We start from the raw sequence: 16,284 nt of genomic DNA on the forward strand, positions 1-16,284 counted from the left end.
AGGAGAGCGGAAGAGAGCGCAGATGGCGTACGACGCTGATGTGATCGTGATCGGTGCGGGGCTGGCGGGACTCGCGGCCACCGCGGAGCTGGTGGACGCCGGGCGCAAGGTGATCCTGCTGGACCAGGAGCCCGAGCAGTCCCTCGGCGGCCAGGCGCACTGGTCCTTCGGCGGCCTCTTCCTGGTGGACTCCCCCGAACAGCGCAGGCTGCGCATCCGCGACAGCCGCGAGCTGGCCTGGCAGGACTGGCTGGGCACGGCCGGCTTCGACCGGACCGAGGACCACTGGCCGCGCAAGTGGGCCGAGGCGTACGTGGACTTCGCGGCGGGGGAGAAGCGGGCGTGGCTGCACCGGCAGGGCGTACGGATCTTCCCCGTCGTCGGCTGGGCCGAGCGCGGCGGCTACGACGCGACCGGGCACGGCAACTCCGTCCCCCGCTTCCACATCACCTGGGGCACCGGTCCCGGCCTCGTCGCGCCGTTCGAGCGCCGGGTGCGGGCGGGGGCGGCCCGCGGCCTGGTCGACCTGCGGTTCCGTCACCGGGTCACCGGGCTGTCGCGCAGCGCGGGAAGCGTGGACACGGTCAGCGGGGAGATCCTGGCGCCCTCGGACGCCGAGCGCGGCCGGCCCAGCAGCCGCGAGGTCACCGGCGCCTTCGAGCTGCGGGCGCAGGCCGTGATCGTCACGTCGGGCGGCATCGGCGGCAATCACGAGCTGGTGCGTGCCAACTGGCCCGAGCGGCTGGGCAAGCCCCCGCAGCGGATGCTGTCGGGGGTGCCCGCGCATGTGGACGGCAAGATGCTGGGCATCGCCGAGGCGGCCGGCGGCCGGATCATCAACCGCGACCGGATGTGGCACTACACCGAGGGCATCGACAACTGGAACCCCATCTGGCCGATGCACGGCATCCGGATCCTGTCCGGCCCGTCCCCGCTGTGGCTGGACGCCCGCGGCAAACGGCTGCCGGTGCCGCTGTTCCCCGGCTTCGACACCCTGGGCACCCTCGAGCACATCATGCGGACCGGGTACGACCACACCTGGTTCGTGCTCACGCAGAAGATCATCGAGAAGGAGTTCACGCTCTCCGGCTCGGAGCAGAACCCCGATCTGACCGGCAAGAGCGTGCGCGAGGTGCTGGGCCGGGCACGGGCCGGGGCGCCGGGGCCGGTGCAGGCGTTCATGGACCACGGCGCGGACTTCGTCGTCGAACGGTCGCTGACGTCCCTCGTGCGGCGGATGAACGAGCTCACCGATGACCCGCTGATCGACGAGGCCGCGCTGCGCCACGAGGTCGTCGCGCGCGACCGCGAGATCGCCAACTCCTTCACCAAGGACCTCCAGGTGACGGCGATGCGCGGGGCCCGTAAATACCTCGGCGACCGGCTGATCCGCACCGCCGCCCCGCACCGCCTGCTGGACCCCAAGGCCGGCCCGCTGATCGCCGTACGGCTGAGCATCCTGACCCGCAAGACGCTCGGCGGGCTGGAGACCGATCTGTCCTCGCGGGTGCTGACCGAGGGCGGTGAGCCCCTGCCGGGCGTGTATGCGGCGGGCGAGGTGGCCGGGTTCGGGGGCGGTGGCGTCCACGGCTACCGGTCGCTGGAGGGGACCTTCCTCGGCGGCTGTCTGTTCTCGGGGCGTGCGGCGGGACGGGCGGCGGCCGGGGCGGTTTCCTGACGGGTCCGTGCGCCCCGGGCGTGCCCGCCGCCGCTTCCGGCCGGGATCGGACAATGCCGGTTTCGGGAAGGGGAGTTGACGGGGATCCGGCCATTCCTCGTCCGGCCTTGACGCGAAGCTGTGACTACCGGTTTGCTGTGCGTGAAGTTCGCGCAGTGGACCAGACCATTCCGCTGACGCGCTACGCGCGCAGACCCGTCCCGCTTCCCGGCGGACGGCACGGTGCGCGCGGATGACACGGCTCACGGGGACGAAACGGTTCACCGGGCGGCGCGGCTCGCCCGGACGACACAGCGAGGTGGAAGATCGGTGCAGTGCGGCATGGAGTGCCCTGGTCCATGACTCCGCCCCCGCCCCCTCCGCTGGGACGCACCCGCCGCAAAGACGCCCCGGCCCTCGCCCCGGGCCTGGACGACGCCCAACTCGCCGCCGCCGCAACGGCGCTGACCCACGGCAGGTGGACCGAGGTACGCACCCTGCTCGCCGAGACCGGCGAGGAATGGGACCTGCGCGGCCACCGGTTAACGGTCCTGGGCACCGCACCGGGCTGCGCCGCCTGGGCCCGCGACTGGCAGCTCGCCGAACCGGACAGCGGCGACGCCGCCACCCTGCTGGCCTGCGCCGCCGTCCACCTCGCCCTGGCCGGCAAGGGCGGCATCCAGGACGCCGCCGAGGCCTGCCGGACCGCCGCCGGCATGCGGCCCGCCGACCCGACCCCCTGGCTCGCCGCGCTGATCCTCGCCCGCCGCACCGGCACCGTCGACGAACGCGAGCAGGCCTTCGACCAGATCCGGGCCCGCCACCCCGACCACCACCACGCGCACCACCTCATGACGGCCTGCCTCGCCGAACTCCAGCAGGGCGACCGCGACGACCCCCTGCACCAGGTCTACGACTTCGCCGCCTGGGCCGCCGAACAGGCCCCCGCCGACTCCCCGCTGGCCGTCCTCCCCGTCATCGCGCACGCCGAGCGCTACCGCGTCCTGGCCGCCCACGGCCTCGAGCCCGCCGACCCCGCCGCCTCCGGCCACTGGGCCACCCGCCGCGCCCGCCAGGCCATGAAGGCCGCCTTCGACTGGTGGCTGGAGTGGGAGGGCGAGGACCACCCCCGCTCCAAGGTCGACCTCAACTTCCTCGCACATGCAAAGTTCCACGAGGGGCGGATGGCCGAAGCCGCCGCGCTCTTCCACCGCATCGGCACCCACGTCACCCCCGAACCGTGGTCCTACGCGGGCCGCGACCCCGTCAAGGCGTTCAAGACCGCCCGCGCCACCGCCCTCGGCGCCACCTGAGCCCCACCCGACCGGAACCCCCACACCCCTGGAAAGGACAACCCCGCCATGCCGATCGGCAGTTCGGGAAAGACGAGCAGCGCCACCGCCACCGCCGGACCCGGGCCTGCGGACGGCCCCGGGATCAGCACGTTCAAGGGCCAGGAACGGGCGCTGCGGGCCGACCGGATCGGCACTCCCGGCCTGTTGCTGTCCGTGCTGGCCGCCAGCGCACCCCTGATGGTCGTCGCCGGCGTCATGGCCACCACGTACCAGGTCATGGGCATCGTGGGACAGCCCCTGCTGTTCGTCATCCTGGGTGTGGTGATGGCGCTGTTCAGCGTCGGCTACGCCGAGATGAGCCGGCACGTCCACAACGCCGGCGCCTTCTACGCATACATCGCCCGCGGCCTCGGCGGCACCGTCGGCGCGGGCGCCTCCTTCGTCGCGCTCGCCTCCTACAGCACCCTCCAGTGCGGTATCTACGGCATGTTCGGCTTCGAGGTCTCCGGGCTGCTGGAGCGGCACTTCTCGGTGAGCGTCGCCTGGTGGATCCCGGGACTGCTCGCCGTCGCCGTCACCGGAGTGCTCGGCGCCCTGAAGATCGACCTCAACGCCAAGGTCCTCGGCGTCCTCCTGTGCATCGAGGTCGCCATGATCGTCGTCTTCGACACCGCCTTCGCCGCGCAGCCGGGGCCGCAGGGCCTGTCCCTGCACGCCTTCGACCCCGCCACCCTCGGCGGCGCCGGACTGGGCACCACCCTGTGCTTCGCGGTCACCGCCTTCGTCGGCTTCGAACAGGCCCCCGTCTACGCCGAGGAGACCAGCCGCCCGGGAACCGTCGTGGCCCGCGTGATGTTCCTCTGCGTCGGCATCGTCGCGGTCTTCTTCGCCCTCAGCTCCTGGCTCATCGGCGTCGCCACCGGCCCCGACCACGTCGTCGCCACCGCCGGCGAACACGGCCCGGGACTGATCTTCGCGCTCACCGAACCGCGCCTGGGCACCGTCTTCACCGACGTCCTGCACCTGTTCTTCGTGACCGGGATCTTCGCGTCGATGCTCAGCTTCCACAACGTCGTCGCCCGCTACGCCTTCGCGATGGGCCGCGAGGGCCTGCTGCCCGCCCCGCTCGGCCGCACCGCCAAGGCCAGTGGCGCCCCGGCCCTCGGCTCCCTCCTCCAGACCGTCATCGCCCTGCTCGTCGTCACCGTCTTCGCCGCCACCGACGACAAGCCCACGGGTGACCCGACCGCCCCCGTCCTCGAGCTGTTCACCTGGGCCGGCAACGTCGGCGCGATCGGCGTGATCCTGCTGATGGCCACCGCCTCCGTCGCCGTCATCGCCTTCTTCGTACGCCGCGGAGCGGGCCGCGCCCAGGCCGTCCGGCTGCTCTGCGCGGGGCTCGCCGCCCTCGCCCTGCTGATCGTCCTCGGCTACGGCGTCACCGACTTCGACGTCCTGGTCGCCGCCGAGCGGGGCTCCGTACTGACCTGGCTGCTGCCCTCCCTGATCGGGATCGCCGCCGTCATCGGCCTCGTGCACGGCCGCGTACTGCGCGCCCGGCGGCCCGGGGTGCACGCCCGCATCGGGCTCGGCAACGAGGCCTTCCAACTGGACAAGGCGGCCGGCGCGGCGACCCCCGCCCCCGCCTCCCCCAAGGAGAACTGACCATGACGACCCGCCACCCCCTCGACCCGCTGACCGCCGACGAGATAGCCACCGCCCGCGCCGTCCTGGAGGAGGCCGGCAAGGCGGGCGGGACCACCCGCTACCCGCTCGTCCTCCTCGACGAACCGGACCGGCACACCGTCACCGCACACCGCCCCGGCGACCCCGTCACCCGCCGGCTCCGCGTCACCCTCCTCGAACCCGCCACCGGCAAGGGCCACGAAGCGCTGGTCGACGTCACCGCCCGCACCCTGCTCGCCCACCGCCCGCTGGACCCGGAGACCGACGGCCAGCCGCCCATCCTCTTCGAGGAGTACGAGCGCTGCGACGCGATCGTCAAGGCCGACCCGGGCTGGCGCAAGGCCATGGCCGAACGCGGTATCACCGACACCGAACTGGTCATCTGCGCCCCGCTCGCCGCCGGCAACTTCTCCGTCGAGGAGGAGCGCGGCCGCCGCATGCTGCGCTCGCTGACCTTCCTGCGCTGCAACACCACCGACAACCCCTTCGCCCACCCCGTCGCGGGCCTGGTCGCCGATGTCGACCTCACCGAGGCCCGGGTCCTCCGCCTCATCGACACCGGCCCCGTCCCCGTCCCCGCCGAATGCGGCCGCTACGAGGCCGAGTTCACCGGCCCGCCCCGTACGGACCTCAGGCCGCTGGAGATCAGCCAGCCGGACGGCCCCTCCTTCACCCTCGACGGCCCCCTCCTCACCTGGCAGAACTGGCAGTTACGGATCGACTTCAACGCCCGCGAGGGACTGGTCCTGCACCAGCTCGCGCACCGCGACGGCGACCGGCTGCGCCCCGTGCTCCACCGCGCCTCACTCGCCGAAATGGCCGTCCCGTACGCCGATCCCGACGTCACCCGCAACTGGGTCTGCTACCTCGACGTCGGCGAGTACACCCTCGGCCGGAACGCCAACGCGCTGCGCCTGGGCTGCGACTGCCTCGGCGAGATCCGCTACCTCGACGCCGTCGTCGCCGACGACGACTGCGCCCCGCAGACGCTGCCCAACGCGATCTGCCTCCACGAGGAGGACCACGGCCTCCTGTGGAAACACTCCAACATGTTCGACGACTTCGCCGCCCACAGCCGCCGCTCCCGCCGCCTGGTCATCTCCTTCATCGCGACCCTCGGCAACTACGACTACGGCTTCTACTGGTACCTCTACCAGGACGGCACCATCGAGTTCGAGGCCAAGTCCACCGGCCTGGTGCAGACCACCGCCACCGCGCCCGGCGCACGCAGCGACTACGCCACCGAGGTCGCGCCCGGCCTCCAGGCACCCTTCCACCAGCACCTGTTCTGCGTCCGGCTGGACCCGGCCGTCGACGGCCACGCCAACACCGTGGAAGAGATCGACGTCGTCCCCCTCCCCACCGGCCCGGACAACCCGCACGGCAACGCCTTCACCACCCGCGCCACCCCCATAGCCGACTCCGCCGAGGCGGGCCGGCTGGCCGACACCACCGCCGGCCGCCGCTGGGCGATCACCAACCCCGCCGCCCGCAACCGCATGGGCCGCCCCGTCTCCTACACCCTCACCCCGCAGCCCGGCCCCACCCTCCTCGCCCGCCCCGGCTCCTCCGTCGCCCGCCGCGTCGGCTACGCCACCCGCCATCTGTGGGTCACCCGCACCCGCCCCGAACGCCGCTTCCCCGACGGCGACTACCCCAACCAGCACCCCGGCGGCGCCGGCGTCCTCGAGTGGTCGCGGCCCGGCGAATCCCTCCTCGACACCGAACTCACCCTCTGGCACACCTTCGGCCCCACCCACCTCCCGCGCCTGGAGGACTGGCCGGTGATGCCCGTCGACCGCTGCGGCTTCACGCTCCGTCCCACCGGCTTCTTCGACCGCAATCCCGCGCTGGACCTGCCGGAGGAGAGCGGCGGCCACTGCAGTACGGCAGGGTGCCCATGACGAAGGCCGGATGACGAAAGTCTGACGCCGGGGCCGGGACACTGGCCCCGGCCGCCGCCCGGTGTTCGAATCGAAGCGTGACCACAGACGATGCGTATCCGCCCCGCGCGGCGGACCAGGGCGGCGGGGAGGACGGGCCCGGCGGCGTGGACGGGCCCCGCGGTGTGGACGGGCCCCGCGGTGTGGACGGGCGCGGCACGCCCGTCGGCCGCCGCCTGGTGCTCGGCATGCTCGCCGCCGGCGCCGCGGGCATCGCGGCCGGGCCCGTCCTCCAACGCGCCTACGACAGCACCCTCGGCGCCGCCGCGCAGAACGATCCCACCGGCCTCTCCGGCCTGCTCCCCGCCGGCGGCGGCTTCCGCTACTACTCCGTCACCGGCTCCGTACCGCACAAGAACGAGCGCACCTACCGCCTCACCGTCGACGGCCTGGTCCGCCGCCCCACCAGCTACCGCCTGACCGACCTGCGGCGCCTCCCGCAGACCCGGATCGTCCACGACGTCCAGTGCGTCACCGGCTGGCGGGTCCCCGGCACCCCCTTCGAAGGGGTACGCCTCGCCACCCTCCTCGACGCGGCCGGCGTCAGCCCCCGCGCCAAGGCCGTCCGCTTCACCTGCTTCGACGGCGCCTACAGCGAATCCCTCACCCTCGCCCAGGCCCGCCGCCGCGACGTCCTGGTGGCCCTCCGTATGCAGGACAAACCCCTCGGCCACGACCACGGCGGCCCGGTCCGCCTCTACGTGGCCCCCATGTACTTCTACAAATCGGCGAAATGGCTCTCCGGCATCACCGTCACCGACCGCGTGGAACCCGGCTTCTGGGAAAACCGCGGCTACGACGTCGACGCCTGGGTCGGCCGCTCGAACGGACGCGACGATGCCCCGACCAGCTGACCGCACCGGGGAGCCGACCGCGGGCGACACCGCCCCGGCCCGCATCCCCCGCTTCACCCGCGCCGAACGCCAGGTGCACCGCGCCACCGCCACCCTCCTGACCCTCTGCATCCTCACCGCGGCCTGCCTCTACCTTCCCTTCCTCGCCGAACTCGTCGGCCGCCGCGCCCTGCTGGTCACCGTCCACGAATGGTCCGGCATCCTCCTGCCCGTCCCCCTCCTCCTCGGCCTTGCCTCCCGCGCCCTGCGCGCCGACCTCACCCGCCTCAACCGCTACGGCCCCCACGACCGCCGCTGGCTCCACTCCACCCTCCGCCGCCGACGTACTGGCCGCCCCTCCGGCAAGTTCAACGCCGGCCAGAAGCTCTACGCCGCCTGGCTCGCCGGCGCCGTCCTGGTGATGACGGCCACCGGCCTCCTGATGTGGTTCACCCACCTCGCCCCCGTGATCTGGCGCACCGGCGCCACCTTCGTCCACGACTGGCTCGCCCTCGCCGTGATCATCGCCGTCGCCGGCCATGTCTGGATGGCCTTCGGCGACCCGGAGGCACGCCGGGGCATGCGCACGGGGTCGGTGGACGCACAGTGGGCCCGCCGGGAGCATCCGCTGTGGGCCGCGGAGGCCCGACAAGACCGGCCCCCGGAAACCCACCACCCACCCACGGGAGGCGCCGGGCCGTAGCGGCGAAGCCGTGGAGGCCAGGTGCCGCGGCCGTACCGCACCGCGCAGCGGAAACAAGAACAACGGCGCCGCACCCGGCAACGTACGGCTGAGCAAGCGCGGCTAACCGGCCGGCAGTTCCACCTCGAACCGGCATCCCGCCCCCGCATTACGGACCGTGGCCCGCCCCTCGTGCGCCTCCACGATGCCGCGTACGATCGCCAGCCCCAGCCCGGCGCCGCTCTCGCCGTCCGCGCGGGGGGTACGGGCGAGGCCGCCGCGCCAGCCGGTGTCGAAGACGCGTGCCAGGTCCTCCGGCGGGATGCCGCCGCAGCCGTCCTCGACCGCGAGCACCACGCGGCCCTCCTCCTGCCGCGTGCTGACCGCGACGGTACCGTCGGCCGGCGTCGCCCGGATCGCGTTGACCAGCAAGTTTCCGAGTACGCGGGTGATCTGCTGGGCGTCGACCCGGACCGGCAGCGGCGCCACCCCGCCGTCCACCAGCCGCACCCCGCTCGCCCGCGCCAGCGGCCCGGCCGCCGTCAGCGCATCGTCCACCAGGTCGTACACCGACACCCGCGAGTACGTCAGCGCCAGCGCTCCGGCCTGGATACGGGACAGTTCGAAGAGGTCGTCGACCATCGCGGCCAGCCGGTCCACCTCGATCCGCATCCGGGAGTGGTAGCGCGCGGTGTCCTCGGCGACGCCGTCCTCCAGTGCCTCGGCCATCGCCCGCAGTCCGGCGAGCGGGGTGCGCAGGTCGTGTGAGATTCCGGCGATCAGTTCGCGCCGCGAGGCATCGAGCGCCCGCTCGCGTTCGCGGGCCTCGGCGAGCCGTCCGCTGGTCTCCTCCAACGCCCTTGACAGCGCGGCCAGTTCGGCGGTCGGCGGCTCGGCGGGCGCGACAAAACCACCCTCGCTGCCGACCGTACGGGCCGAACGCGCCAGCTCCCGGCTGCCCGCCGCGATCCGCCGCCCGAAGAGCAGCGCGGCCGCCAGCGACACCACTCCGGAGACGCCGACCACGGCCATCACCACGCCCAGGTCGTGCCCCGAGAGGAACATCGCCTGGGCGACCGCCATCGTCCCCGCCGCCATCGCGGCCACCGCCAGCGCCGCCACCGCGAACAGCGACAGCGCCACCGAGCGCCGGCGCAGCACCCGCACGGCGGGCGCAGCGAGCAGTCCGGCGAGGGCCGCGCCGAGCGCCGCCAAGGCGACGATGACCAGGAAGTCCGTCATGGCGCTGCCGCACCTTCCACCGGATCGAAGCGGTACCCGGCCCCCCAGACCGTCGTCACCAGCGCCGGCGCCGCCGGATCGTCCTCGATCTTCTCGCGCAGCCGGCGCACATGGACCGTCACCGTCGACAGATCACCGAACTCCCAGCCCCACACCCGGTGCAGCAGCTCCTCCCGGGAGAAGACCTGCCCCGGGTGCCGCATCAGGAAGACGAGCAGGTCGAACTCGCGGGAGGTCAGGGCGAGTTCGCGGCCGGAGCGGTCCGCGCGCCGGCCGCCGGGGTCGGCGGTGAGGTCCCCGGCACGCAGCACGGGGGAGTGGGCGGCCGGCGGGACGGACTCGGCGCGGCGCAGTACCGAGCCGATCCGCAGCACCAGCTCCCGGGGGCTGAACGGCTTGGTGACGTAGTCGTCCGCGCCCAGCTCGAGCCCGAGGATACGGTCCGCCTCCTCGCCCCGCGCCGTGAGCATCACCACCGGGACCGCGGCCCCGCCGTCCGCGCGGCGCAGCCGCCGGCACACCTCCAGGCCGTCGATGCCCGGGAGCATCAGGTCCAGGACGACGAGGTGCGGACGGAAGGCCGCGGCCCGGTCGAGCGCGGCGAACCCGTCGGCGGCGTGCTCGGTGGCGTATCCCGCGCGGGAGAGATAGCCGGTGACGACCTCGGCGACGGTCGGATCGTCCTCGACGACCAGGACACGCCGCGGCGGGCCGTGCGGAGCGGTCGGCGCGGGCGGCGGGGGCGCGGGGGACGTCATACGTCCAGCCAACACCACGGGAGGGCGTGCCGGGCGGAGGCCCCCGCCGCCGTAAGACTCCGGTAACCGTGAGCCGGTTACCGGTAACTGTGAGCCGCCGGTCCCTAGCCCAGTTCGAGACTCGTCACGCCGAAGGTGCGCCGCTGCTCCGTCGCCGGGACCGGACCGGTGTACATGCGTACGGTGTGCGACCGTGGGGTCAGGCCGCGGGCCGTGGCGAGGGTGTGGGCGGCCCGCCGGGGCTCGGGGATGTCGAGGGACACCTCGTCGGCCGGATCCAGCGAGGAGGTGAGGGAGTCGAAGAGCGCCTCGGCGGCCTCCGGGGTGTCGGCGAAGAGCGGGCCGATGCGATGGCCCGTGCGGGCCGGGCGGATCACCCCGTAGCCGGCGATCGCGCCGTCGCGCAGATACACCCGGGCGGTGTGGCCGGGGGCGGTCAGCCAGCGGGCGACGAAGGCGCGGCGGTCGGCGGGGAAGCAGTGCCGGTCGTAGGCGGCGAGGGCGTCGAGATGGGAGCCGGTGACGGGGACGGCGTCCGGCGGCGGAGGGGTGCCGGGGCGGGCGGGGCGTCCGGTGTAACGGATGGTGTCGTGGGCGGGGGTGAACCCGGCGCGCTTGTAGGTGGACTGCTGGGCGGGGACGGCGTCGAGGCCGACGGTCCGGGCGCCGGCGTGCGGGAACGCGGCGCGCCAGGTGGCGAGGCCCAGGCCCTGCCGGCGGTGTGCGGGGTGCACGAGGTAGTAGCCGAGGAAGGCGTAGGCGTCCGAGTAGTTGACGACCGACAGCGCGGAGACGGCCCGACCGCGGCGGCGGCCGATGAAGAAACCGGCGGGATCGGTGGGGTGGAAGCAGGCGGTGTCCCCGCGGCCGGGGTTCCACTCCTCGTCGGCGGCCCACTGCGCCACCTGGTGCCAGTCGGCCGACGAGGCGGTGGTGACGGCGAGTCCGCCGGCCGGGGCGGGCTGCTGATCTGGTGCGTTGTCGCCTGTGTGGGGCATAGGGGGTTGGTCCCTTCCGGTGGCAGGGGGCGCGGAATCGGGTGCTAGATGAGGTCCATGGCGGCGACCTCGTCGGGGCGGCCGTAGCTGACCGGGCCCTGGAAGCGCCGTCGGGCGGTGGCGAACCACCACAGGGCGGCGATGATCAGTACGACGGCCAGCGCGATGGGGGCGTAGTTGAACGAGGCGGGGGTGATCGGGTACGCCTGGGGCAGCATGAACAGCACATTGCTGACCAGGATCCAGACGACCGCGATCGCGGCGACAGGCTTGCCGTAGCGGCCGAGGTTCCACGGTCCGGCCTGGAAGTCGTCGAGCCGCAGCCGCAGGAAGATCGGCACGGCGTAGGCGAGGAACAGCCCGACGACATTGACGCTCACCACCGCGGTGAAGGCGGTGTGCGACCACCAGCCGGGGATCACCAGCACCAGCGGGCAGGCCGCGGCGAGCCAGACGGCCTTGACGGGGGTACGGGTGCGCGCGGACACCGAATGCCACCAACGGGAGCCGGGCATCGCACCGTCGCGGGAGAAGGCGAAGATCTGCCGGGTATTGCTGGTCATGTTGGCGAGACCGCAGAACAGCATGGCGCCGATAACGATCAACAGCAGGAACTTCGCGGTGCTTTGGCCGAGTGCGTCGATGAGAATCTGTACCGGCGGGGCCTCGGCGCGCGCGGCGTGGCCATAGTCACGGATCGCATAGACGAGGGCGAGCATCAGTACGAGTCCGGTGATGGCGGAGCAGCTGATGGCCCGCATGATGCCCCTGGGTGCGTTGACCGTTGCCTTCACCGTTTCTTCGGACATGTGGAAACTGCCGTCGAATCCGGTGAATGTCCAGCTGGTCACGAGCAGGCCCAGCATTCCGCCGTACAGGGCACCGGTGAAGCCGGTGTTGTTGACGAAGTGGGTGGCGAACGCGGGCGATTGATGGTGGCCGGGTACGAAGGTGAGCGCGCCGACGATCACCACCAGGCCGATCAGCAGCCACCACACGGAAATCCGGTTCAGGATCGCCACCAGGCGCACCGTATAGGTGTTCGCCAGTGCCTGGACGAGGAGGATGGCCGCGGTGATGCCCACCGTTTGCTGCGGCGTCGGCTCGTAGGACGGCCACTGCATGGCGAGGAATGCCTGGATGAAGGTGGCGGCGGCGAAGTTGGTGGCTGCCGTGCCGCCCACCTGGCCGGCGAAGTTCAGCCAGCCGGTGTACCAGGACCAGGCGCCCTGGTGCCGTTTGGCCAGCTTGCCGGCCGAGAAGTAGAGCGCACCGCTGGTCGGGTAGGCGGAGGCGATCTCGCCCATCGCGGCGCCGACGAACAGCACCATGACCGATACGCCGATCCAGCCGAAGACCAGGATCCGCGGACCGCCTGCGTTCATCCCGAAACCGAAGGACGAGAAGATCCCGGAAATGATGTTGATGATGGTGAAGGAAATGGCGAAATTGTCGAAGGCGCGGAATCTGCGGGTGAGTTTCCGCGGATAGCCCATGGCGTGGAGCGTCGCGTCATCGTCGAGCGCGACGGGATCCTCCGGATGGCGGGATTTCTGGCGGGCTGCCGTTTTCGTGCGCTCGGACACAACCGCAACCTTTCGTGGGGGAATCGGGGGCGGATTGATCGGGCTGACCGGTCGAGCGGGACGGAAGGAATGCGGCGCGAAATACAGAAAAATGCGCGACGGACACACGGCGAACGAGGTGCGAACGAGGTCCGGATCAGGGCGAACGAGGGGCGAATCGGGGGGCTCGCAACGCTGAATCCGGAACGCATCAGATGCCGTAAGGGACGGGAAGTCCGCAGGAGCGTCTGGCTCTGGTCAGCTGCTCCACGGGATCTCCGAACGAGCTCCAGGGCATGCGTGCGGCATACGGTCCCATGGCGGTGAGGACTTCCCGTGCCTCGAATTCACGTTTCGCCATGTACAGCGCATGCGCCAGATAGGACAGGTCGAGAACCGGCGTGAAGCGGTACTCGGCCACCTGCGGAAACCAGGTGTGGTGCACACCCGTCGCGGTGGAGATCCACTGGGGCAGCTCCCATGTGCGGTCCGCGAGCAGGGCGGAGGCGTCGTAGCCCTCGACCAGCGCCACCAGCGGCAGCAGCCGGAGCGGTGAGGTCCCCGGGGCCCGCTGGCTCAGGAACGCGGCGACGTCCCCGCTCGCGCCGGGCGAACCGCCGTGCCGGGCGAAGAAGAAGGACAGAAAACGGTGGTGCGCCTCGCGGTGCCAGGGGTCGAGCCGGAGGAGGTGGAAGAAGAGGCCCCACGGGCCGCGGGGCGCGGTCAGCAGCCCCTGCGGCGCAGGGTCCCGCGGACGGTCGAGGCGTGTCAGCGCCAGCTGGGCCACCCAAGGAGTGGGGTCCCCGGGGAGCAGCTCCGCGGCCCGTTCGCACGCCGTCCATGCGATCCGCGTCAGGGCGCCCTGTCGCCCGTCACCGGCGTCGGCCATCCGCAGGGCCCGGAGCATCGCCACCCGGGCCCACAGCAACGCGGCCTCCGGGCCCGGCTCTTCGGCCAGCCAGCGCTCCGCGAGATCCGAGTCGGCCGCTTCGGACGCCAGCACGAGCGACCGGTGGGCCCGTAAGTCGAAATCTTCCCGGGTCTCCTTCAGGGCCTCGTGCGCACTCAAGTACCGGCCGGCCCTGACGTCCATGCACGCGCGCGCCAGTGCCCGGTCATCGGCTGCCGGACTCCATACGTACTGCCCCTCGAAGGAGCCTGCCGCCATGGTTCCTCCCCGTGGCGAAGGCGTCACCCCCCGCACCGCATTCCGGCCACGTCGAATTCGGCTTGATCCTGCCACTGGTCAAGTGGCAACGAGTCACACCCTACTCATCAACAACTCGCTGCGAAATCAAGTCGCCAGGAATATCTGGTTCCGCGCTTTTTTCAGCATCGGTAAAATTGAAAGCGGAACGACTTTTCCGGGGTCCGGCAGGGCTGTCCCGCAAAGGGCTCTCCCCATCACCGTTCGATGACTGCAGGGTATTTGTTCGGCATATTCGCGCGGCTGCACAGTGGGTGCAGAACCGCTTGATCCTCCGGCCGGCCGTCTTGCCCGCTACCCCTCCAGCCCCTCCCGCACCCGCCGCGACACCGTGATCGCATACAGATCGAGGACGCCCGGCGGTTCGGCGATCCCGGGGCCCCCGGCACGAATCCAGGAGACGATGTCCGCGAGCGCGTCGTCATCGTTGACCAGTCCCAGCCACACGGGCCGCCCGCCCGCCGCCCGCCCCGCCGCCGACGGCTGGACCACGACCACATTCGCCTGGTCGCAGACGTCCAGGCACTCCGAGGCCCGCACCGGCGCCGCGCCCGCGAGCGCCGCGCGCAGCCGCGGAATCTGGCCGTTGTGGTCGACACCCGGGACCTTGGCCGGGTCGCCGCAGCAGCAGCCGCGGCACACGGTGACACGACAGGGGGTCTCGGCGGCCGCCCGGCCGGAACGCTTGCTGATCATCCGGCACATGCTACGTGCCATGCGCGTGTCATATCCGGCCCGCCTCCTGGACAGGAATGCGCCATGACGACAACCCCGCTCGCCTCCCCCTGCCGCATCCCCGGCCCGGCCGGCGCCCCCCTCCTCGGCTCGATGCTCGACCTGCGCCGCGACCCCCTCGGCACCTTCTTGCGGGCCGGGCGCGAACACGGCGACGTGGTCCGCCTGGAAGCCGGCCCGCCCGGTCTGCGCAGCGTGTTCCACGCGGTCTTCGCCCCCGAGGGCATCCAGCAGGTCCTCGCCTCCGAGGCCGCCGACTTCCGCAAGGACCACCCGTTCTACGAGGAGGTCCGGCAGACCTTCGGCAACGGCCTGCTCACCAGCCAGGACGCCGACTACCTCCGGCAGCGGCGGCTGGTGCAGCCGCTGTTCACCAAGCGCCGCGTCGACGGCTATGCGGCGGCCGTGACGACCGAGGCCGGCGCCGTCGCCGCACGCTGGCGGACGGCAGCCGGGTCCACCGTCGACCTCGTACCGGAAATGAACCGCCTGGCCCTGTGCACCGTCTCCCGCATCCTGTTCGGTACGGACGCGGCGACGGCGGTGGACGCCATCGACCGCTGCGCGCCGGTCATCAACGCCTATGTCGTACGGCGTGCCTACCTCCCCGTGAACATCCCGCGCGAGTGGCCCACTCCCCGCAACCGGCGGGCCCGCGCGGCCACCGACGAGCTCAACGCCCTGTGCGACCGCATCATCGCGGAACGGCGCACGGCGTCCGGCGCGGCCGGGGGGGACAGGGGCGGCGCCGTACCGGGCGACGACCTGCTCACCCTCCTCACGCAGGCCGGCAACGACGAGGACGGTTCGCTCGACGCCACCGAACTGCGCGAACAGGTCCTGATCTTCCTGCTGGCCGGCCATGAGACGACGGCGACCTCCCTGGCCTTCACCCTCCACCTCCTCGCCCGGCACCCGGAGGAGCAGCGGCGCGCCCGCGAGGAGATCGACCGCGCACTGGGCGACCGCACCCCGACGGCCGCCGACCTGGACCGGCTGCCGTATCTGACGCGGGCGCTGAAGGAGGCCATGCGGCTGTATCCGGCGGCGCCGGTCATCAGCCGCCGGGCCGTCGCGGCCACCGAGATCGGCGGATTCCGCATCCCGGCCGGCGCCGATGTGGTCGTCGCGCCCTGGGTAACCCACCGCAACCCGGACCTGTGGCCGGACCCGGAACGCTTCGACCCGGACCGCTTCACCCCCGACCGCGAGGCGGCCCGCCACCGCTACGCATGGTTCCCGTTCGGCGGCGGTCCGCGTGCCTGCATCGGGCAGCACTTCTCGATGCTGGAGTCGGTGCTGGCGCTGGCGACGCTGCTGCGCGCGTACGAACTCGAGGCGGTGGACGGGGAGGTGCCGGTGGCCGCGGGGATCACGCTGCAGGCGACGGGGCCGGCGCGGGTGCGGCTGCGTCCGCGGGTCCTGGACGCGGCCACGGGCGCAAACGCAAACACAGACACAGACACAGACACAGGCACAGGCACAGGCACAGACACAGACACAGGCACAGGCACAGGCACAGGCACAGGCACGGACACGGAAGCAGCCCCGTAGACGGTTCCGTGAACGGGTCCGCCCACGACCCACCTAAACGCAACGAAAATAGCGTTTGCGTTTCGGTGGCGGCCACAGTAACGTCGTTATCGGTCGACGGCCGGCACGGTCGTCCCGGCCGTTCATGGC

13 protein-coding genes are annotated in these 16,284 nt (G+C 72.2%); 7 read left to right on the forward strand and 6 right to left on the reverse strand.

The window, feature by feature from the left end:
* Positions 1-22 precede the first annotated feature (22 nt).
* The 6 genes from ADL29_RS24215 to ADL29_RS24240 all read left to right on the forward strand — a co-directional run bounded on the left by ADL29_RS24215 (position 23) and on the right by ADL29_RS24240 (position 8,117).
* Positions 23-1,678 carry an FAD-binding dehydrogenase gene (locus ADL29_RS24215; RefSeq protein ID WP_053925706.1) on the forward strand — a complete coding sequence of 552 codons (1,656 nt, stop codon included), beginning with the start codon at positions 23-25 and terminating at the stop codon, positions 1,676-1,678.
* A 338-nt stretch (positions 1,679-2,016) separates the two neighbouring features.
* Positions 2,017-2,970 (forward strand): hypothetical protein, encoded by a 954-nt coding sequence (locus ADL29_RS24220; protein ID WP_053925707.1) that lies wholly within the window; start codon positions 2,017-2,019, stop codon positions 2,968-2,970.
* A gap of 48 nt (positions 2,971-3,018) precedes the next feature.
* Positions 3,019-4,617, forward strand: a complete 1,599-nt coding sequence (locus ADL29_RS24225) for an APC family permease (protein WP_107095064.1) — start codon at positions 3,019-3,021, stop codon at positions 4,615-4,617.
* Between the two features lie 2 nt (positions 4,618-4,619).
* Positions 4,620-6,542 carry a primary-amine oxidase gene (locus tag ADL29_RS24230; RefSeq protein ID WP_053925708.1) on the forward strand — a complete coding sequence of 641 codons (1,923 nt, stop codon included), beginning with the start codon at positions 4,620-4,622 and terminating at the stop codon, positions 6,540-6,542.
* Between the two features lie 227 nt (positions 6,543-6,769).
* Positions 6,770-7,435, forward strand: coding sequence for a molybdopterin-dependent oxidoreductase (locus ADL29_RS24235; protein WP_107095070.1), 666 nt, complete (start codon positions 6,770-6,772; stop codon positions 7,433-7,435).
* On the forward strand, positions 7,419-8,117 hold the full coding sequence (locus ADL29_RS24240; RefSeq protein WP_063788527.1) for a cytochrome b/b6 domain-containing protein: 699 nt from the start codon (positions 7,419-7,421) through the stop codon (positions 8,115-8,117). The genes ADL29_RS24235 and ADL29_RS24240 overlap by 17 nt, the downstream gene beginning before the upstream one ends.
* Positions 8,118-8,219: 102 nt before the next feature.
* Here the strand turns inward: ADL29_RS24240 and ADL29_RS24245 are convergent, their stop codons facing one another.
* The 6 genes from ADL29_RS24245 to ADL29_RS24270 form a co-directional block, all read right to left on the reverse strand.
* On the reverse strand, positions 8,220-9,338 hold the full coding sequence (locus tag ADL29_RS24245; RefSeq protein ID WP_053925709.1) for a sensor histidine kinase: 1,119 nt from the start codon (positions 9,336-9,338) through the stop codon (positions 8,220-8,222).
* On the reverse strand, positions 9,335-10,096 hold the full coding sequence (locus tag ADL29_RS24250) for a response regulator transcription factor (RefSeq protein ID WP_053925710.1): 762 nt from the start codon (positions 10,094-10,096) through the stop codon (positions 9,335-9,337). Before ADL29_RS24250 ends, ADL29_RS24245 begins: the two co-directional genes overlap by 4 nt.
* Positions 10,097-10,200: 104 nt before the next feature.
* Positions 10,201-11,094 carry a GNAT family N-acetyltransferase gene (locus ADL29_RS24255; RefSeq protein WP_053925711.1) on the reverse strand — a complete coding sequence of 298 codons (894 nt, stop codon included), beginning with the start codon at positions 11,092-11,094 and terminating at the stop codon, positions 10,201-10,203.
* Between the two features lie 44 nt (positions 11,095-11,138).
* Positions 11,139-12,590 (reverse strand): amino acid permease, encoded by a 1,452-nt coding sequence (locus ADL29_RS24260; RefSeq protein ID WP_053925786.1) that lies wholly within the window; start codon positions 12,588-12,590, stop codon positions 11,139-11,141.
* Between the two features lie 280 nt (positions 12,591-12,870).
* The gene (locus tag ADL29_RS24265; RefSeq protein ID WP_053925712.1) at positions 12,871-13,827 is read right to left on the reverse strand and encodes a hypothetical protein; all 957 of its coding nucleotides are present in this window, start codon (positions 13,825-13,827) and stop codon (positions 12,871-12,873) included.
* Positions 13,828-14,160: 333 nt separating this feature from the next.
* Entirely contained in the window at positions 14,161-14,562 is a 402-nt protein-coding gene (locus tag ADL29_RS24270; RefSeq protein WP_211274381.1) for a (2Fe-2S) ferredoxin domain-containing protein, read from the reverse strand.
* Between the two features lie 63 nt (positions 14,563-14,625).
* On the opposite strand from ADL29_RS24270, the gene ADL29_RS24275 reads away from it, so the two are divergent.
* Entirely contained in the window at positions 14,626-16,155 is a 1,530-nt protein-coding gene (locus ADL29_RS24275) for a cytochrome P450 (RefSeq protein WP_078971249.1), read from the forward strand.
* Positions 16,156-16,284 lie beyond the last annotated feature (129 nt).

It is taken from the genome of Streptomyces chattanoogensis (genome assembly GCF_001294335.1).
In the GTDB taxonomy this organism is placed as follows: Bacteria; Actinomycetota; Actinomycetes; order Streptomycetales; family Streptomycetaceae; genus Streptomyces; species Streptomyces chattanoogensis.